Genomic DNA, 19,065 nt, shown 5'->3' with positions numbered 1-19,065 from the left:
GTGAAATCCCCCACAGCAGGGCGAATTCACTCTCGCCTTTCCTGCCGCACGGGGTGACACTAGTGAGAAGAATTCACCCTGCTTGGAGGATGCTCATGAATCTACTGAAAGGAAACACACCCGGCCCGATGCCGGTGCCAGACCTCATGCCCGTGCTTTCCAGGGGAAAGCATAGAAACCCACGGTCGGGCGCATGTTTCATGGAGTTCGCCTCCTACCTCGCCGGCGAAGCCTGGACCGACCACCCCACCTGCACCCACCCGCTGCTGGCCTCACTGGCCAGGATGGTGAACGACTGCACCTCAGACACGGCCAGGTCTCGACTGGTTCCGCTCATCCCGTCGGTAATCGGCCTCCGTGGCGACGATCCCCGGGTGCGCCTGCTGATCGCCGTCCGCGCCGCGACGTCGGCGCTGTCGGTGACCAGCGCCGAACACCAGCACGCACTCGCGGTCGGGATCCTGAACTGCGAACGGCACCTGGCCGGTGACACCGGGGAGCTGCCTGAGGGCCTTGCCCTGCGGATCCGGGAAGCATTCGACGAAGCGCCCGAAGCCGAACGCTGGGCACGGGATTTCATTGCCTCGATGGGGTCCTGGTCCCGCTCGAAGTTCACCGACCGCACGGCCGAGACCATCATCCGGGTGGCCGTTCAGGGCATCGCCGAGGCGTGCACGCCCAACCCCGACGACCGGTTGTACGAGCTGCTCGCCGGGTCGATCGACGACTGCGTCGGCGTGCTCGGCCGGACAGCGACGTCCAGGAAGGCGCCGGAACAGCCGGCCGCGGCGGCGGAGGCTCCGACGAAAGCGGCGCAGCCCCGGGTCCGCGAGTCGGTCGACGCCCGCGGCTGAGCGGCCTCGAACAGTCCGTCCGAACAGCAAACAGCATCCGCCGGGAGTCGCCCACGAGGGGCGGCTCCCGGCGGATGCGTTGTGAATAAGTTGTGCAGTCAGTCAGTCATGCGGTCACGCAGTTGTGCGGTCAGACGGATGCGTCGGCGAGGCGGCGCTTGCCGGCCTCGGCGCGGATGCCGCGGTTGACCGCCGAGACGACGGACTTCAGCGAGGCGGTCGAGATGTCGGCATCGATGCCGACGCCCCAGAACCGCTTGCCGTTCACGTCCAGTTCGACGTAGGCCGCCGCGAGGGCGTCCCCGCCGGCCGACATGGCGTGCTCGACGTAGTCGTACAGCGTGATCGCGATTCCGCGCTCGGCCATCACACCGAGGAACGCCGCGATCGGGCCATTGCCGGAGCCGACGGCGCTGGCCACCGTGCTGTCGTCGCGCAGGTCGACCGAGAGTTCAACCGTGCCGGACAGGTCGCTCGACGTGCGGGTGGCGTGCAGTTCGAAGCGCCCCCACTTGGCGTCGGGCGTGGTGTGGCTCGCCGGCAGGTACTCGTCGTTGAAGATCTCCCAGATCTGCTCGCTGGTGACCTCACCGCCCTCGGCGTCGGTCTTGGACTGCACGACCCCGGAGAACTCGATCTGCAGCTTGCGCGGCAGGTCGAGCGCGTGGTCGGTCTTGAGCAGGTAGGCGACTCCGCCCTTGCCGGACTGGGAGTTGACCCGGATTACGGCCTCGTAGCTGCGGCCGAGGTCCTTCGGGTCGATCGGCAGGTAGGGAACCGCCCACGGCAGGTCGTCGACCGAGCAGCCTCGCGCCGCGGCATCCGCCGCCATGGCCTCGAAGCCCTTCTTGATGGCGTCCTGATGCGACCCGCTGAACGCGGTGAACACGAGGTCGCCCGCCCAGGGGCTGCGCTCGGGAACGGGCAGCTGGTTGCAGTACTCGGCGGTGCGCTTGATCTCGTCGATATTGCTGAAGTCGATCTGCGGGTCGATGCCCTGGGTGAACAGGTTCACCCCGAGGGCGACCAGGTCCACGTTGCCGGTGCGCTCGCCGTTGCCGAAGAGGCAGCCTTCGATGCGGTCGGCGCCGGCCAGGTAACCGAGTTCGGCGGCCGCGATGGCCGTTCCCCTGTCGTTGTGCGGGTGCAGGGAAATGAGCACGTTCTCGCGGTGGGCGAGGTGACGGCCCATCCACTCGATCGAGTCGGCGTAGACGTTCGGGGTGGTCATTTCGACCGTGGCCGGCAGGTTGATGATGACCTTGCGCTCGGGCGTCGGTTCGAGGACCTCGATCACCTGGTTGCACACGTCGACGGCGAACTCGAGTTCGGTGCCGGTGTAGCTCTCCGGGGAGTACTCGTAGTAGACGGTGGTGCCGGGGACGGTCTTCTCCATCTCCCGGCAGGTGCGCGCCCCGAACAGGGCGATGTCGATGATGCCCTGCTTGTCTTCCCGGAAGACCACTTCGCGCTGCAGCACACTGGTGGAGTTGTACAGGTGCACGATCGCCTGCTTGGCGCCCGCAATCGACTCGTAGGTGCGGCGGATCAGGTGTTCGCGGGCCTGGGTGAGCACCTGAATGGTCACGTCGTCGGGGATGGCGTTCTGCTCGATCAGGCTGCGCACGAAGTCGAAGTCGGTCTGGCTCGCGGACGGGAAGCCGACCTCGATCTCCTTGTAGCCCATGCGCACGAGCATGTCGAACATGATGCGCTTGCGCTCGGGGCTCATCGGGTCGATCAGGGCCTGGTTGCCGTCGCGCAGGTCGACGGCGCACCAGCGCGGTGCCTGGCTGATCTGCTTCGTCGGCCAGGTGCGGTCGGGCAGGTCAACCCGGAACTGCTCGTGGTACGGACGGTACTTGTGGATCGGCATCGCCGACGCGGTCTGGTTGTTCTTCATGATCCTTCATCTCCTCGCGAATTGGTGGTCAGCCAACGACAAACTCCGCGACGAGGGAGGCCTCAGTAGGACTCGTCGCGGCAGCTAAGGAGGAGCGCACCGGCAAACACATTTTTAACTTAGCATCGTTTGGCCCCAGTTTCGATTGCGTTTCGACACCGGATGCCGGGGCACCGGCACCTAGCCGAGGCCGCGGACGAAGACCAGCGCCTCCCGCATCGACAGCGTCGGCAGGTAGGCGCGGGCGAGCGCGATCCCGATGGCCGGCAGCGCCACCGGGTCGGGGTAGGCCATGAACAGGGGCTGGAATTCGGGCTGGAATTTGCGCTTGAAGGCCAGCAGGGATCGGAAGCCGTAGACGGGTTCGAGGCTGCGGCCGAGGAAGTCCAGCATCCGTGCCGCCAGGCTGCCGGCCCGCTCCTGGCCTGCCTCCGCGCCCGGCTGCACCCCGGTCTGGGCGAGCGGGGCGGCGGACAGGCTGAGGAATTCGATCTCCGGCTGTTCGCTCATCATCGCCATGGTGCGGGCGATCAGGAACTCCATCACACCGTTCATGCTGTCCGGCCGGCGGCGCATGAAGTCGAGGGTCCAGCCGACGACGATCCCGTCCCGGTAGCTGGGCATCCAACTGGTCACGGCGTGCACCCGCTCGTCCGCGTCGACGGCGAGCATGAGGCGCACGGCCGGGTCCCGCAGTTCATCGAGGCCGCCGAGGGTGAAGCCGAGTTCGGGGAGCTCCTTCTCCTGCACCCACAGCTCGGAGATCTCGGTGATCTGCAGGGACTGGAGCACGCCGAGGGCCTTGTGATCCGTCCAGACCGCTCGCACTCCGGCCCGGTCGGCCCGGTTGATCGACGAACGGATGTCCTGCCACTTCTTGCCCGTCGGGTCCCAACTGCGGGGGCGCAGCACGGTCTCCTCGCCGATGCCCATCGACTGCCAGCCCATCCGGCTGAACGTCGCCTGCCAGCTGCCGTGCAGGCTGTAGAAGACCGGGATCCAGCCGTGGTCGTCACACATGGTGGCGAAGTCGGAGATCGCCTGCGCTCCCCGCTCCGCCCGGCCGATCGGCTCCGTCGTGGTGATCGCGACACCGTTGACCACCCGGTAGGCGATGGCGACGTCGCCGGCTGGGGTGAACCAGATTGAATTGCCCTCCCAGGTCGCCATGAACGCGAGGGAGCCGCCACCACCGCGGGTGAGGATCTCCCGCAACCGGGTCTGGTCGTCCCGGCCCACGCCCGCGGTGCCGCTGCGCAGGCCGAGGATGGCGCCGACGATGACGATGATCCAGAATACGGGGCCGACCCACTGGTACAGGGTGGCCGAGATCCAGTCGGTCGGGAGGAAGGACAGCCGCTCCAGCCGGAGGAAGCCGACCGGGATGAAGCGCTCGGGGACATCCGTGACCAGGTCGATCAGGGTGACCCTGGGTCGGAAGCTGTCGCGGAGCAGCCAACCGGCGCCGACGTAGAGCGAGGCCAGCCCGACGAAGCTGAGCACCACCGTGAGGGCGAACCGGCGGCGGCGCCCAGGTCTGCCCCGTACCGGGAACCGGCGGAGATTGGCGGCGAGCACGATCGCCGTGGCCAGGGGGACGAGCACCGACACCACCAGCACCAGGGCGATCTCCCAGTAGTGGGCGGAGTGCCAGCGCCAGACGTACGGCTGGCCGGAGACTGGCAGCAGACCGTAGTACCAGGCCCCGAGCACCGCCATCCCGGCGTTGACGACGATCGCGAGCCACGCCGCGAAGCGTCGGCCGCGCGCCAGGCCGAATGCCGCGACGAGGAGGGTGAGCAGCGGCAGCAGGCTGACCAGCACCGGGCCGGCGCCGCCGATGCGTTCGAGGGTGAGCTCGTGCACGCACTGCCGGGTGATGTTGCCGAGCAGGCACCGGTCGACGACGTCGGTGGCTGCGGGCACGTCCTGGGTGAGCAGGAGGCCGAGCGGGGCGAGCAGGCCGAACCGGGCGCCGGAGAAGATCGTGATGAGCGGGCCGACGGCGAGCACGCCGGCGACCGCTGCGAGCAGGGTGCGGGTCTCGTGGTGCGAACTGCGCCGCCAGGTGAAATCGATCCGGCTGGGCCGGAACAGTGCCCCGATGCCGAGGCCGACGAGGGCGGCGATCAACCGGTAGACGTCGGAGGGCTGACCGGAGTAGAGCAGGAGGACCAGGGCTGCGGAGATTGTGAGCACCCGGATGCGCCGTCGCCAGAGGGGGCCGGCGTAACAGCTTGCGGCCATGATGGTGCCGAAGATCGGCGTGAACGGGTCGAGCGCGAAGAGCTCGCTCACCCCCCGGGACCAGAGTTCGCCGCCGGCGACCCCGGCGTCCTGGAGCAGGATGCCGCCGGCGGCGCCGAGCACGGCCGAGCCGGCGAAGACGATGATCGTGCGGCCGCTTCCCATCAGGCGTTCGGCATAGCCGAGCAGGATGACCGCGCCGGCCAGGGCGAGCAGCAGCTCGGCGCCGTTGTCGACGAGGAAGACGGACGTGAGCGGCGTCCACCAGTGGCCCGTCTCGACGACGGATTCGTAGCCGGTTCCCAGCAGCAGCCGCACCTGCCGGGACGGGCCGTGGAGCGGGCCGGTGGCGGTGGCCAGGACCAGGAGGATGAGCGCGTAGGCGAGGGTGACCGGCTGACGCGCCGCCTGATGCCGGACCACCCGACCCAGTGCAGCCCAGCGCGGTGCCGGCCGGCGCCGTTCCGCCCGGCGCGGTGCCGTCACGGGCTGCTGCGCGGTCACGGGTTCACCGTCAACCCGGTGTGCGCGGCCAGCAGGGGCAGCGCCCGGGTCAGGGCGTAGACCACCGTGTGCCAGTCGTGGGCCGTGCCCGGGGACACGAGGAGGTCGGTGGTCGCCCCGGCCCGTTCAGCCGCCGCCCTGAGGGTATTCGTCCAGGCGATGTACCTGGTGTCGTCGCCGCCGACCGCGAAGATGATGTGGAGAGCCCGGTAGGGCGCGTGCGCGGCCAGGATGGCGCTGGGTGCGGCGGCGGCGTAGGCGGCCGCGCTGCCCGCGAATCCTGCCTGCACGGTCTGCTGCGGGTTGCCCGCCTTGGGTGCCAGTTCCCCGGAGATGTCGAGAACAGTCCCGTAGAGCTCCGGATGGTCGGCGCCGACTTGGATCGAGCAGGTGCCGCCCTGGGAGAACCCGGCGATGGCCCAGCCGCCCGGCGCAGCCGCGACCCGGTAGTGGGCGCGGATCCAGGCCGGCACGTCCACGGTGAGGTAGCCGGCCGAGTTGCCCAGCTTCGAATCGACGCACATCGGATTCCGGTCGGGGGCGCCGAGCTGGTCGGGAACGACCACGATCGGTGCCAGGCCGTGGTGGGTGGCCGCCCAGGCGTCGAGGATGCCGGCCAGCCGGCCGGCCGTGAACAGGTCGCTCGGGCTGCCCGGCTGCCCGGAGAGCATCTCGATGACCGGCAGCACCGGGGGTTTGGCAGTCCGGGCCGCCGCCGGGAGGTAGACCATGGCCTCCCTGGCGGCGAAACCCGACACGGTGGCCGGGATCGTCACGGTGCCGACGGTGCCCCTGGTATCGGTGATGGGAGGGACCGGGCCGGCGAGGGCATCCGTGAGCGCCCCGTAGAGCGGGATGCCGAGGGCGGCTCGCACGGTGTTGAACTGGCCGAACTCGGCATTGATCCCGGCGGCGGCCGTGAGCAGGCAGAGCGGAATCGCGACGATGGCGAGAACCCGGCGCCGGGGCCGGGCACCGAACAGGTTGGTGACGGCGAGCACGAGGGCTCCGACCAGGCTGGCCGTCCAGAGCCGGGTGGGGGTGGACATGGAGACACCGAAGAGGTCCCAGACGTCGCTCACCAGCCAGACCAGCACCCAGCCGGCGACGGCGCCGGCCAGCACGAGGGCCAGGGTCAGGGCGGCGGCGCGCACACCCTGCCGCCGGAGCAGCAGCCCGGCGACGAACAGGCCGGTCAGGAGATACAGTCCGATCAGGAAGGGACCTCCGACGAGGCTGGTGTCCAGCAGCGCATTCATTCGATTCCTCCGTGCCCACTCTCACACCGCGACGGTGCCGGCGCACGCGAAATACCCAGTTCTGAGCGAGGCCTCAGACTCGGGTCGGCCAGGCCACAGCAAACTCACTGCAGGCGCACAGGTCGCGGCTCAGGCCGGATCGTGGGGCGGTTCGGCTAGAAGCCGAGGCGTCCGAGCTGCTTCGGGTCGCGCTGCCATTCCTTGGCGACCTTCACCCGCAGCGAGAGGAAGACCCGTTTGCCCACGAGCGGTTCGATCTGCTTGCGGGCGCGGATGCCGACATCCTTCAGCCGGCTGCCCGACTTGCCGATGATGATGCCCTTCTGGCTGTCGCGTTCGACGAAGAGGTTGGCGTAGACCTCGACCAGTTCCTGGTCGTCACGCTCGATGATGTCGTCGATGGTCACGGCGATCGAGTGCGGGAGTTCGTCGGTGACGCCCTCGAGCGCGGCCTCGCGGATGAACTCCGAGATGCGCGATTCCAGGCTCTCGTCGGTGACCGCGTCGGCCGGGTAGAGCGGGGCGTCCGAATGCGGCAGCAACCGGAGCAGTTCCGCGGTGAGGATGTCCAGCTGGATGCGGCTGGTCGCCGAGATCGGCACGATCGCCTCCCAGTCGCGCAGTTCGGAGACGGCGAGCAACTGGTTGGCGACGCTGGTCTTCGAGGACGCGTCGATCTTGGTCACGATGGCGACCTTGCGTGCCCGCGGGAAGTTGTCGAGCTGCTCGTTGATGAACCGGTCCCCCGGGCCGATCGGCTCGTTCGCCGGGATGCACAGGCCCACCACGTCGACGCCGGCCAGGGTCGACTGGACCAGGCTGTTCAGACGCTCGCCGAGCAGGGTGCGCGGCTTGTGGATGCCCGGCGTGTCGACCAGGATCAGCTGGCCGTTCTTCTGGTGCACGATCCCGCGGATCGCACGGCGGGTCGTCTGCGGCTTCGAAGACGTGATCGCGACCTTCTCGCCCACCAGCGCGTTGGTCAGGGTGGACTTGCCCACGTTCGGGCGCCCCACGAAGGACACGAATCCCGCCCGGAATTCATTTTCTGTCGTCATGACCGTTCTCTCCCTCGTCGTCCGACACTCCGAGGAATGCGGTCTGCGCGTCAATCAGCGCTTCGTCTCGTTCAACCAGCACAGTGCTGATTCGTTTGCGGCGGCCCTCGGTGCGTTCCGCGGTGAGGACCAGCCCGCTGGTGCGGGCGACCGAACCGGCCACCGGCAGCCGGCCGAGTGCCTTGGCCAGCAGCCCGCCGACCGAATCGACCTCGTCGTCGTCCAACTCCAGGTCGAACAACTCGCCGAGTTCGTCGACCGGCAGCCGGGCGCTGACCCGGAAGCGTCCGTGGCCGAGGTCTTCGACCTCCACGACGTCCCGGTCGTATTCGTCCGAGATGTCCCCGACGAGTTCCTCGATCAGGTCCTCGAGCGTGACCAGCCCGGCGATTCCACCATACTCGTCGACCACCATCGCGAGGTGGTTCGACTCGAGCTGCATCTGGCGGAGCAGGTCGTCGGCCTTCTTGGACTCCGGCACGAACACGGCCGGGCGTTCGAGCTCGGCGACGGTCAGGGCCTCCACATTCGGCGGCCGTTCATAGACCAGCCGGGCGACGTCGCGCAGGTAGAGGATGCCGGTGACGTCGTCGACCTCGCCGTCGATCACCGGCACCCGGGAGATGCCCTTGCTCAGGAACAGGCCCATGGCGGCGCCGATCGACGCGTCGGCCTCGATGGTGACCATGTCGGTGCGCGGGATCATCACCTCGCGCACGACGGTCTGGTTGAACTCGAAGATGGAGTGGATGAGCTCCCGGTCGTCCTCCTCCAGCACATCCAGTTCGGTTGCCTCGTCGACCATGCTGAGCAGCTGGTCCTCCGAGGTGAACGTGGCGAGCCGGGTGCGGCCCGGCGTGACCCGGTTGCCGAGCGCGACCAGTGCGTTGGCGATCGGGCCGAGGAGCACCCGGAGGAAATGCACCACCGGCGCCGTGCCGGCCAGGAGCTGTTTCGGGTGGGCACGGCCGACACTGCGCGGGCTCGCGCCGACCAGCACGAACGAGACGGCCGTCATCAGCGCGGCGGACAGCACCAGTGCCAGCCAGAGCTGGTCGATCGTGGTCGCGAACACCAGGGTCACGAGCACCGCCGAGGTGGTCTCGGCGATGATCCGCATGAAACTGATCGCGTTCAGGTGCGCCCCGGTGTCGGCGGCGATCGCGGCCAGGGACCGTTTGGCCCGTGAGGTGTCAGCCAGGTCGGCGATGTCGGCCCGGGACTGCGCGGTGATGGCGGAGTCCACGGCGGCCATCAGGCCGCCGAAGGCCACCAGGAAGACGGCCGCGGTGAGAAACCACCCGATGATCATCGGTTGCGGAGGCGTTCCTGCAGGGCGAAACCGATCAGGATGTCACGCTGGATTCCGAACATCTCCTTCTCCTCCGCCGGTTCGGCGTGGTCGAACCCGAGCAGGTGCAGCACGCCGTGGGTGGTGAGGAGCAGGAGTTCCTCGAGCGTGCTGTGCCCCGCCGTCTCGGCCTGGGCCTGGGCCACCTGCGGGCAGAGCACGATGTCGCCGAGCAGGCCGGGCGGGGTCTCCTCGTCTTCGGTGCCCGGGCGGAGCTCGTCCATCGGGAAGCTGAGCACGTCGGTGGGACCTGGTTCGTCCATCCACTGCACGTGCAGCTGCTCCATGGCGCCCTCGTCGACGAGAACGATCGCGAGCTCGGCATCCGGGTGCACGTGCATCGAGTCGAGGGCATAGGCGGCCAGCCGGAGGATGACGGCCTCGTCGACCGGGATGGTGGATTCGTTGTTGATTTCGATGCTCAAGAGGTGCTCCGTTTCGGAAGGCGGTCGCGTGGGGTGCCGGAGCGGGGTCCGCGCTTGGCGAATTCATGGGCCTGCTCGCTCTCGTAGCGCTGGGCCTGTTTCTGGGCGTCGTACTCGGTCCAGGCGTCGACGATCCGGCCGACAAGGGAGTGGCGCACGACGTCGGCGCTGGTCAGCCGCACGAAACGGATGTCGTCGACCTGGTCGAGCACGCGGGTGACGAGCCGGAGCCCGCTCGACCCGACGGGCAGGTCGATCTGGGTGATGTCGCCGGTGACGACCATCTTGGAGCCGAACCCGAGGCGGGTCAGGAACATCTTCATCTGTTCGGGAGTGGTGTTCTGCGCCTCGTCGAGCACGACGAATGAGGAGTTGAGGGTGCGCCCGCGCATGTAGGCGAGCGGCGCCACCTCGATCGTGCCGGAGGCGAGGAGCTTCGGCACCAGTTCCGGGTCCATCATCTCGTTCAGGGCGTCGTAGAGCGGCCGCAGGTACGGGTCAATCTTCTCGGTCAGGCTGCCGGGGAGGAAGCCGAGGCGTTCCCCTGCCTCGACGGCCGGCCTGGTCAGGATGATCCGGTCGACCTCCTTGCGCTGCAACGCCTGGACCGCCTTGGCCATCGCCAGGTAGGTCTTGCCTGTTCCGGCGGGGCCGATCCCGAACACGATCGTCGCGGTGTCGATGGCGTCGACGTAGTCCTTCTGGCCGAGCGTCTTGGCGCGGATGCTCTTTCCCCGGGAGGAGAGGATGGCCGGGCCGAGGCGTTCGGACGGGCTGGTCGAACTGTCGGCGCCGAGCATCCGCGACGACGAGGTCACCTCGGCCTCGGCGAGGTCGCGCCCGCCGCGGATCATCAGCAGCAGCTCATCGATCAGCCGGCGGGCGGCCGCGACCTCGCCGGCCTGCCCGGTCAGGGTGATCTCGTTGCCGCGCACGTGCACCGAGACACCGGGGTGCTCCCGTTCGATGGTGCTGAGGAGACGGTCCTGGGCGCCGAGGAGGCGGACCATGGCGATGCCGTCGACCGACACCCGCTCCTCGACCTGGTTCTCGGCCTGGTTCCCGGCCGGGTTCCCGGCGTCGTCGCCGGTGTCAGCGGAACGCAAGGGAGCCCTCCCCGAGCGAGTCGTCCCCGGCCGGCGAACCGGGTCCGGGCTGCGCGAGCAGGTGGGCGTGCACGTGGAACACGGTTTGGCCGGCGGCCTGGCCGGTGTTGAAGACCAGTCGGAACTGGCCGTTCGAGCGCTCGGCCGCGATCCCGGCCGCGACCGCGACGAGCTCCGCCAGCAGCCCGGGATCCCCGGCCGCGAGCTCGACCACGTTGCGGTACTGCTGGGTCCTGGTGGTGATCACGACGTGCACCGGCGCCTGCGGGGCGATGTCCTCGAAGGCGATGATCCGGTCGGTTTCGGCGACGATAGTCGCCGGGATTTCGCGCGCGGCGATGCGGCTGAAGAGGGACGGTTCCTGGCCGGTGGAAGTCATAGCTCTATCTTAAGCGGCGCTACCAGCGGCCGAGGGTTGCGTTGAGGATGGCGAGGGCCGCCGGTCCGGCGGTCGAGGTGCGCAGCACGGTCTCGCCCAGGCGCACCCGGGTGGCCCCGGCCTGTTCGAGCTGGTCCAGTTCGGCCGTCGAGATGCCGCCCTCGGGCCCGACGACGAGCAGGATGTCCCGGTCGTCGGTGGGGGCGGCGATTTCGGTGAGCCGGAGCTCCGCGGTCGGCTCGAGCAGGAGCATCCGGGTGCTTCCCGCCAGGGCGGCCAGTTGCCGGGTGCTCGTCAGCCCGGCCACCTCCGGCAGCCACGCCCTGATCGACTGTTTGGATGCTTCCCGGACGATGCTCGCCCAGCGAGCCTGGCCCTTCGCGACCTTGGGGCCCTCCCAGCGGGCGACCGACCGGGACGCGGCCCACGGGAGGACGCCGTCGATGCCGAGTTCGGTCGCGGCCTGCACGGCCATCTCGTCGCGGTCGCCCTTGGCCAGGGCCTGCACGAGCAGGATCCGCGGCGTGCCGGGTTCGACGACGTCGGCCTCATCGACCCGGAAGGTGAGCCGGCCCCCGTCGACGCCCGTCACGGTGACGTCGAGCATCAGGCCGGCGCCGTTCCCGATCCGAAGCCGCTCGCCCGGCTTGACCCGGCTCACCGTGACGGCGTGCCTCGCCTCGGCGCCGTCGATGGAGAGGACGCTGCCCGGCACGGCCGAGCCGGCGCGCAGGGAATCGTCGATGAAGAAATGCGCCACGGTCTTCTAGCCGCGGAACCGGTCGCGAAGCTTTGAGAAGAGTCCCTGCTGCACCGCGCTGAGCGTGGGCGCCGGGGACTTGTGCCGGGCGGCGAACGCTTCGATCAGCTCCCGCTCCTTGTGGTCGAGCTTGGTGGGGGTGGCGACGTGCACGCCGATCTTGAGGTCGCCGCGCCCGTTGCCGCGCAGCCGGGTGACGCCGCGTTCCTTGATGGTGATGACCTCCGCGCTCTGCACGCCGGCCCGCACCTCCACCTCGATGTCGCCGTCGAGGGCCTTGACGGTGGCGGTGGTGCCGAGGATCGCGTCCGTCATCGGCACCTCGAGGGTGGCGAGCAGGTCGTCGCCGTCGCGACTGAAGACGTCGTGGTGGCGCACCTTCATCTCGAGGTACAGGTCACCGTTCGGCCCGCCGGCCGGACCGGCCTCACCGCTGCCGGGCATCTGCAGGCGCAGGCCGGTGTCGACGCCGGCCGGGATGTCGACCGGGACGGTGCGACGGGCGCGCACGCGCCCCTGGCCCTGGCAGGTGACGCACGGGGTGGCGATGATGGTGCCGTAGCCGCGGCAGGAGCCGCAGGGGCTCGAGGTCATCACGTTGCCGAGCAGCGAACGCACGGCCCGCTGGATGCTGCCGGTGCCGTGACAGATGTCGCAGGTGACCGGCGCGGTTCCCGGCTGGCAGCAGGTGCCGCTGCAGCTCGCGCAGAGGACCGCCGTGTCGACCTCGAGGTCGCGGTGGGTGCCGAAGATGATCTCGTCGAGGTCGAGCTCGACCCGGATCAGTGCGTCCTGGCCGCGGTCGCGGCGGGACTTGGGGCCGCGGCTGGTGCCGCCGCCGCCGAAGAAGGTCTCGAAGATGTCGCCGAAGTTGCCGAAGTTGCCCGCGTCGAACCCTCCGCCGGAGCGGCCGTTGCCACCGCGGTCGTAGTTGTCGCGCTGTTTCGCGTCGCTGAGCACGTCGTAGGCGTGGGTGACCGACTTGAACCGCTCCGACGCATCCGCACCGGGGTTCACGTCGGGGTGCAGCTGCCGGGCGAGGCGCCGGTAGGCCTTCTTGATTTCATCGGTCGTGGCGTCGCGGGCGACACCGAGTACTTCGTAATGGTCAGCCAAAGCTGGCTCTCCTAGGTCTGTTCGGGTTTGGATCTGTGGGTGTGTTCGGTGTGGAGTCTGGGCTTATTCGATCTGGGGCTTATTCGAGGATGCGGGACAGGTAGCGGGCGACGGCGCGCACGGCGGCCATGTTGTTCGAGTAGTCCATCCGGGTCGGGCCGAGCACGCCCAGCCGGGCGAGGTCCCCGCCCTGTGAGGAATAACCGCTCGTGAGCACGGAGGTCTCGGCCAGGCCGAACGGCGCGTTCTCGCGGCCGATGCTCACCGATACGCCGTGCTGGTCGGTGGCCATTTCGCCGAAGAGGCGCAGCAGCACGACCTGCTCCTCGATGGCCTCGAGCACCGGGTAGATGCTCCCGGTGAAGTCTTCCTCTGTTCTGACCAGGTTCGCCGCCCCGGCCATCACGAGCCGGTCCTGCCGATTGGCGCCGATCTGGTTGCGGAGGGTGTCCCTGATCAGGTCGACGGCCTCCTGTTGCGGCGCGGGGCCGGGGCCGGAGGCACCCGCGAGGTCGGTCGCGACCAGCGCCGCCGCGGCCTCGGTCATGCTCAGGCCGATGACCGCGGCGTTGAGCCGGGCCCGGAGGTCGACCAGGACGGGTTCGTCGAGCGGGCGAGGCAGCTCGATCACGCGCTGCTCGACCCGGCCCGCGTCGGTGATCAGGATGGAGAGGAGCCGGGTGTCGGAGAGAGGCACGAGTTCGATGTGCCGCACCCTGGCCCGGGACAGCGACGGGTATTGCACGAGCGCGACCTGGTGGGTGAGCTGGGACAGAAGCCGCACGCTGCGGGACAGCACCTCGTCGAGGTCGGCGGACTGGCCGAGGAACGTCTCAATGGCCTGGCGCTGTGCGACGGAGAGGGGACGCAGGTCGGCGAGATGGTCGACGAACACCCGGTAGCCCTTGTCGGTGGGAATCCGGCCGGAGGAGGTGTGCGGGGCCGCGATCAGCTCCTCTTCCTCAAGGATGGCCATGTCGTTGCGGATGGTGGCCGCGGAGACCCCGAAGGAGTGGCGGTCGACGATGGACTTGGACCCGACGGGCTCCCTCGACGCGACATAGTCCTGCACGATCACGCGCAGAACTTCGAGACTGCGATCTGACACCATGCGAATCGCCTCCTCAGTCGGTCGCGAGCGCCGGTCTCGGCTGGCACTCGGGGTGTTTGACTGCCAATCATACCGCCAGCCGCTGGGCGCGTCCCATTGCCCCGTGAGGAATAGGCGCAGTAGCTTAGGCATGTAATGCACCTCTCCCTGTGCGCTGAAAGGCACGATCATGAGCGATTCCACCGGTCACACCCCCGAAGACCCGAACCTGGGCCAACGGCCCCCGCAAGCTCCGTACCAGCCGGCAGCCTCCGCCCCGGTGGCCGCGGCACCGCTCTCCGACGTCGATGACCGCCAGTGGGCGTCCTTCGCCCACCTCGGCGGAGTGCTCGGTTTCCTGCCGTCGCTGATCATCTGGCTCGTGTTCAAGGACCGCGGCCGGTTCACGGCGGTGGAGGCGAAGGAGGCACTGAACTTCCAGATCACCCTGTTGATCGGTTATGTCGCCGTCAACATCCTCGCGACCTTCATCGCGATGGTCACGTTCGGCATCGGCGGAGTCCTCGCAGGACTAGCGTGGGTGCTGTGGGTCGTCGGAGTGATCTTCTCGATCATGGGCTTCCTGAAGGCAAAGGACGGTCAGCACTACCAGTACCCGTTCGCCCTCCGCCTGATCAAGTAGTCCAGCCGACGCCCGTCGACCGTCACTGATAGAAGGAGTTCGAATGTCCGCCATGCCCCCACCGGCCAGCCCTTACCAGGCGCCGACCCCCATGAATCCGTCCGATGAGAAACTCTGGGCCACCCTGATCCACATCGGTGGAATCCTGTTCGGCTTCCTGCCGGCGCTGATCGGCTACCTGGTACTCAAGGACCGCGGACCGTTCATCCGTGCGCACACCGCGACGGCGCTGAACTTCCAGATCACGCTTCTCATCGCTTATATCGTCGGTGGAATCCTGACCCTGGTCCTGGTCGGCTTCCTTGTGCTGTTCGCCGCGTGGATCCTCACGATCGTGTTCGGGATCATGGCGGCCCTGGCCGCCAACAAGGGCGAGTACTACACGTACCCGCTCACCATCAAGTTCATCAGCTAGGTCGGAGCAGGCTCGAACACCGGTCAGTCGGTCAGCAACCGGCGCACGACCGCATCCGCGAGCAGCCGTCCTCTCCGAGTCAGTTCAATCGACCCGGACAGGGCGGCTTTCGCGTCGATGAGCCCATCCGCGATCAGCCCGGCGACCTCGTGGCGGCCCGGCACGGAGAGCGAAGCGATCGGGATGCCTTCCCGGATCCGGGTGAGCAGCAGCACGCGCTCGACCTCCCGGGTGGCTGCGTCGAGGGTCTCCCGGCCGGCCGCCGGGGAGTCCCCGGCGAGGATCCGGTCGGCGTACGCCGACGGATGCTTGACGTTCCACCAGCGCACCCCGCCGACGTGGCTGTGCGCGCCGGGTCCGACGCCCCACCAGTCCTGGCTGGTCCAATAGGCGAGGTTGTGCCGGGACCGGTGGGCCTCATCCGTCGCCCAGTTGCTGACCTCGTACCAGCCGTAACCGGCGTCGGCGAGCAGCTCGTCGGCGAGTTCGTAGAACTCGGCCTGCTGGTCTTCGTCGACCGGAACGAGCTCGCCGCGCTTGATCTGCCGGGCGAGCTTGGTGCCCTCCTCGACGATCAGCGAATACGCGCTGATGTGGGTCGGCGCCAGGCCGATGGCCTGCTCGAGGCTCGCCCGCCAGTCGGCGAGCGTCTCCCCCGGCGTGCCGTAGATCAGGTCGACGCTCACGTCGAGTCCGGCGTCACGGGCCCACTGCACGACGAGCGGCACCTTCTCCGGGTCGTGCGTGCGCTCGAGGGTGGCCAGCACGCGCGGAACGGCCGACTGCATGCCGAACGAGACCCGGGTGAATCCCGCGGCGGCCAGCCGGGCGAGGTAGGCCGCGTCGACGGAGTCGGGGTTCGCCTCGGTGGTGACCTCGGCGCCTGCTGCGAGACCCCAGGTGCTGCGCACGGAGTCCAGCATCCGGATCAGGTCGTCGGCCGGCAGCAGGGTCGGCGTGCCGCCGCCGAAGAAGACGGTGGCCGCCTCACGGGCGGGCATCCCTGACGCGTCCAGGATGCGCCCGGCCGCCTCGACCTCGGTGATCGCCTGGCCGGCGTAGTCGTGCTGGGACGCCCCGCGCAGTTCGGTGGCCGTGTACGTGTTGAAGTCGCAGTAACCGCAGCGCACCCGGCAGAACGGCACGTGCAGGTAGACGCCGAAGTCACGTCCGGCAGCGCCGGCCGCCGCCGACTCAGGCAGCAGACCGTCGCGGGGTGCAGGGTCACCGAGGGGAAGGGCGCTGCCCATCGGGTTAGGCCGCGCCGAGCGGGTGCAGCGCGCGCAGGTAGCGTTTCGTGAACTTCGCCTGCTGCAACCGAGCGACGGGCCAGCCGAGCCGGTAGCGCCAGGTGCTCGGCCGGGAGAAGGCGCGGATGGTCAGCCAGACCGAGTCGTCGTCCCGCTTGTCGACGATGAAGGATTCCTCGCCGCTGGCCGGGTGCCCGACCATGGTGCCGTAGGCGAAGCCGACCCGGTCGGGCTCGTCGATCACGTAGACGACCCGCACGGGGGCGTCGATGGTGAACGGGCCGACCTTGACGGACAGGTGCGCTGACATGCCGTTGACGATGTACGGGGTGCCGTCGTCGCCGAACGTCGCCTCGTTCGCCGCGCTCTTCTGGTCCCTGGCGGCCTGGCCGTCGGCGTTGAAGACGAGGCCGGTGTACTGCTCTCCGGTGCTGCTCAGCAGGTCGGTCACGGTCATCCCGCTCCCCCGCTGCACACCCCAGGTCATCAGCGACTTGGAGGCCAGCTGGAAGCGCTCCTCCCCGCTGCCGAGGCGTACCGTGCGCTCGATCGGCCGGTAGCCGTTCGGCGGGTAGCGGAGAAGGTCGGGGGCGAGGGTGCCTCCGATGGCCGCGTAGCTCACGGCCGTGTCGGTGAAGGTGGCGCGTCGCATCCGGTTACTTCTTCTCTTTCTTGGGCGGCTCGTCGCCGGAGAGCGCGGCGATGAAGGCCTCCTGGGGAACCTCGACCCGGCCGACCATCTTCATGCGCTTCTTGCCCTCTTTCTGCTTCTCCAGCAGCTTGCGCTTGCGGGAGATGTCGCCGCCGTAGCACTTGGCCAGGACGTCCTTGCGGATGGCGCTGATCGACTCGCGGGCGATGATGCGGGCGCCGATCGCGGCCTGGATCGGCACGTCAAACTGCTGGCGCGGGATGAGCTTGCGCAGCCTGCCCGTCATCAGCACGCCGTAATCGTAGGCCTTGTCACGGTGCACGATCGCGCTGAACGCGTCGACCTGCTCGCCCTGGAGCAGGATGTCGACCTTGACCAGGTCGGCCTCCTGGGAGCCGATCGGCTCGTAGTCGAGCGACCCGTAGCCGGCGGTGCGGCTCTTGAGGTTGTCGAAGAAGTCGAAGACGATCTCGCCGAGCGGCATCGTGTAGCGGATCTCGACCCGGTCCTCACCGAGGTAGTCCATGCCGAGCAGGGTGCCGCGGCGGCTCTGGCAGAGTTCCATGATCACGCCGACGTAGTCCTTGGGCGCGAGGATCGCGGCCTTGACGATCGGTTCCTCGACCTTCGCGATCTTGCCGTTGGGGAACTCGCTCGGGTTGGTGACCGTGACGGTCTTCTTGTCGTCGGTGGTGACCTCGTAGATCACGCTGGGCGCGGTGGTGATCAGGTCGAGCCCGAACTCACGGTCGAGGCGTTCGGTGATGATCTCCAGGTGCAGCAGGCCGAGGAAGCCGCAGCGGAAACCGAAGCCGAGGGCGACGGATGTCTCCGGCTCGTAGACGAGGGAGGCATCCGACAGCTTGAGCTTGTCGAGGGCCTCGCGGAGGGCCGGGTAGTCGCTGCCGTCGATCGGGTACAGGCCGGAGAACACCATCGGCTTGGGCTCGGTGTAGCCGGGCAGGGCCACGGTGGCGGGACGCAGGGCGGTGGTGACGGTGTCGCCCACCTTCGACTGGCGCACGTCCTTGACCCCGGTGATCAGGTAGCCGACCTCGCCGACGCCGAGTCCCTTGCTCACGGTGGGTTCCGGGCTGGTCACGCCGATCTCGAGGATCTCGTGGGTTGCCCGGGTGGACATCATCTGGATCTTCTCGCGCGGGTTCAGCTTGCCGTCGATCATGCGCACGTAGGTGACGACGCCGCGGTAGCTGTCGTAGACCGAGTCGAAGATCATGGCGCGGGCGGGGGCGGCCGGATCGCCGACCGGCGCCGGGATCAACCGGGTCGCCCGGTCGAGCAGTTCGGCGACGCCGACGCCGGTCTTGCCGGAGACGCGCAGCACGTCGTCGGGGCTGCCGCCGATGAGGCTGGCCAGTTCCTTCGCGTACTTGTCGGGGTCGGCCGCCGGCAGGTCGATCTTGTTGAGCACGGGGATGATCGTGAGGTCGTTCTCGAGCGCCAGGTAGAGGTTGGCGAGGGTCTGGGCTTCGATGCCCTGGGCGGCGTCGACGAGCAGGATGGCACCCTCGCAGGCGGCCAGACTACGGGAGACCTCGTAGGTGAAGTCGACGTGGCCGGGGGTGTCGATCATGTTCAGGGCGTAGGTCTGTCCGTCGAGTTCCCACGGCATCCGCACGGCCTGGCTCTTGATGGTGATGCCGCGCTCGCGCTCGATATCCATCCGGTCCAGGTACTGGGCGCGCATCGCCCGGTCGTCGACGACCCCGGTGATCTGCAGCATCCGGTCGGCCAGCGTCGACTTTCCGTGGTCGATGTGGGCAATGATGCAAAAGTTACGGATGAACTCGGGAGGTGTTGCGGCCGGTTCAAGCGCGGTGAGGGGTCTCGGTGACATGGTCTGGCAATTCTCCCATAGCTGGCTGGCCGCCGGTTTCGCCGGGCCGATGCCGGCCCTGGGGCCGCGCCGGATTCGGCAGCCCGCGACCGCGGGCGAGCGTGTTGATTATTGGAGGCTGGCGATCGAGGCCAGCGCTCAGTCCCATGTCGGATGTCGATGGGCTGGTGTCGGCGCGGGCGATCGGGCGCTGTG

General features: G+C 68.6%; 18 protein-coding genes. 4 read left to right on the top strand and 14 right to left on the bottom strand.

All coding sequences use genetic code 11. The features are described 5' to 3' along the window. Positions 1-200 precede the first annotated feature (200 nt). Complete coding sequence (locus E3O32_RS08805) at positions 201-854, top strand: hypothetical protein (protein ID WP_198417542.1); 654 nt, start codon at positions 201-203, stop codon at positions 852-854. 130 nt (positions 855-984) lie between these two features. Here the strand turns inward: E3O32_RS08805 and leuA are convergent, their stop codons facing one another. The 11 genes from leuA to hrcA all read right to left on the bottom strand — a co-directional run bounded on the left by leuA (position 985) and on the right by hrcA (position 14,073). After that, positions 985-2,757, bottom strand: a complete 1,773-nt coding sequence (leuA, locus tag E3O32_RS08800; RefSeq protein WP_134508652.1) for a 2-isopropylmalate synthase — start codon at positions 2,755-2,757, stop codon at positions 985-987. A 180-nt stretch (positions 2,758-2,937) separates the two neighbouring features. Further along, positions 2,938-5,427, bottom strand: coding sequence for a bifunctional lysylphosphatidylglycerol flippase/synthetase MprF (locus E3O32_RS08795; RefSeq protein ID WP_241974729.1), 2,490 nt, complete (start codon positions 5,425-5,427; stop codon positions 2,938-2,940). 77 nt (positions 5,428-5,504) lie between these two features. Beyond that, complete coding sequence (locus tag E3O32_RS08790) at positions 5,505-6,767, bottom strand: alpha/beta hydrolase (protein ID WP_134508650.1); 1,263 nt, start codon at positions 6,765-6,767, stop codon at positions 5,505-5,507. 155 nt (positions 6,768-6,922) lie between these two features. Then, positions 6,923-7,825 carry a GTPase Era gene (era, locus tag E3O32_RS08785; RefSeq protein ID WP_134508648.1) on the bottom strand — a complete coding sequence of 301 codons (903 nt, stop codon included), beginning with the start codon at positions 7,823-7,825 and terminating at the stop codon, positions 6,923-6,925. Then, positions 7,809-9,137 carry a hemolysin family protein gene (locus tag E3O32_RS08780; RefSeq protein WP_134508646.1) on the bottom strand — a complete coding sequence of 443 codons (1,329 nt, stop codon included), beginning with the start codon at positions 9,135-9,137 and terminating at the stop codon, positions 7,809-7,811. Before E3O32_RS08780 ends, era begins: the two co-directional genes overlap by 17 nt. Beyond that, a complete protein-coding gene (gene ybeY / locus E3O32_RS08775; protein ID WP_134508644.1) occupies positions 9,134-9,601 on the bottom strand; it encodes an rRNA maturation RNase YbeY in 468 nt (155 codons plus the stop codon). The genes E3O32_RS08780 and ybeY overlap by 4 nt, the downstream gene beginning before the upstream one ends. Then, positions 9,598-10,611, bottom strand: a complete 1,014-nt coding sequence (locus tag E3O32_RS08770) for a PhoH family protein (RefSeq protein WP_134508737.1) — start codon at positions 10,609-10,611, stop codon at positions 9,598-9,600. Before E3O32_RS08770 ends, ybeY begins: the two co-directional genes overlap by 4 nt. 82 nt (positions 10,612-10,693) lie before the next feature. Further along, positions 10,694-11,086, bottom strand: coding sequence for an HIT domain-containing protein (locus tag E3O32_RS08765; protein ID WP_134508642.1), 393 nt, complete (start codon positions 11,084-11,086; stop codon positions 10,694-10,696). A gap of 19 nt (positions 11,087-11,105) precedes the next feature. Continuing rightward, positions 11,106-11,846 carry a 16S rRNA (uracil(1498)-N(3))-methyltransferase gene (locus tag E3O32_RS08760; protein WP_134508640.1) on the bottom strand — a complete coding sequence of 247 codons (741 nt, stop codon included), beginning with the start codon at positions 11,844-11,846 and terminating at the stop codon, positions 11,106-11,108. A gap of 6 nt (positions 11,847-11,852) precedes the next feature. Further along, positions 11,853-12,962, bottom strand: coding sequence for a molecular chaperone DnaJ (gene dnaJ, locus E3O32_RS08755; RefSeq protein ID WP_134508639.1), 1,110 nt, complete (start codon positions 12,960-12,962; stop codon positions 11,853-11,855). 79 nt (positions 12,963-13,041) lie between these two features. Next, a complete protein-coding gene (hrcA, locus tag E3O32_RS08750) occupies positions 13,042-14,073 on the bottom strand; it encodes a heat-inducible transcriptional repressor HrcA (RefSeq protein ID WP_134508637.1) in 1,032 nt (343 codons plus the stop codon). Positions 14,074-14,242: 169 nt separating this feature from the next. Here hrcA and E3O32_RS08745 point away from each other — a divergent pair, with 169 nt between their 5' ends. Next, positions 14,243-14,695: a DUF4870 domain-containing protein gene (locus tag E3O32_RS08745; protein WP_134508635.1), complete on the top strand. Its 453-nt coding sequence runs from the start codon at positions 14,243-14,245 to the stop codon at positions 14,693-14,695. 43 nt (positions 14,696-14,738) lie between these two features. Further along, the gene (locus tag E3O32_RS08740; protein WP_241974728.1) at positions 14,739-15,110 is read left to right on the top strand and encodes a DUF4870 domain-containing protein; all 372 of its coding nucleotides are present in this window, start codon (positions 14,739-14,741) and stop codon (positions 15,108-15,110) included. 23 nt (positions 15,111-15,133) lie between these two features. On the opposite strand, the gene hemW is transcribed toward E3O32_RS08740, so the two are convergent. The 3 genes from hemW to lepA are packed head-to-tail and all read right to left on the bottom strand — an operon-like array spanning position 15,134 to position 18,870. Further along, positions 15,134-16,360: a radical SAM family heme chaperone HemW gene (hemW, locus tag E3O32_RS08735; RefSeq protein WP_134508633.1), complete on the bottom strand. Its 1,227-nt coding sequence runs from the start codon at positions 16,358-16,360 to the stop codon at positions 15,134-15,136. 4 nt (positions 16,361-16,364) lie between these two features. Beyond that, a complete protein-coding gene (locus E3O32_RS08730; protein ID WP_134508631.1) occupies positions 16,365-17,012 on the bottom strand; it encodes a DUF1990 family protein in 648 nt (215 codons plus the stop codon). A gap of 4 nt (positions 17,013-17,016) precedes the next feature. After that, positions 17,017-18,870 carry a translation elongation factor 4 gene (gene lepA, locus E3O32_RS08725; protein WP_134508630.1) on the bottom strand — a complete coding sequence of 618 codons (1,854 nt, stop codon included), beginning with the start codon at positions 18,868-18,870 and terminating at the stop codon, positions 17,017-17,019. Here lepA and E3O32_RS17465 point away from each other — a divergent pair. Continuing rightward, on the top strand, positions 18,869-19,065 hold a 197-nt coding region (locus tag E3O32_RS17465; protein ID WP_206750994.1), incomplete at its 3' end, for a hypothetical protein. The two genes, lepA and E3O32_RS17465, sit on opposite strands and share 2 nt — an antisense overlap.

This window comes from Cryobacterium mannosilyticum (assembly GCF_004402705.1).
Lineage (GTDB): Bacteria > Actinomycetota > Actinomycetes > Actinomycetales > Microbacteriaceae > Cryobacterium > Cryobacterium mannosilyticum.
The sequence above is the reverse complement of the archived record's forward strand: the minus strand, read 5'-3'. Positions and strand labels throughout refer to the sequence as shown.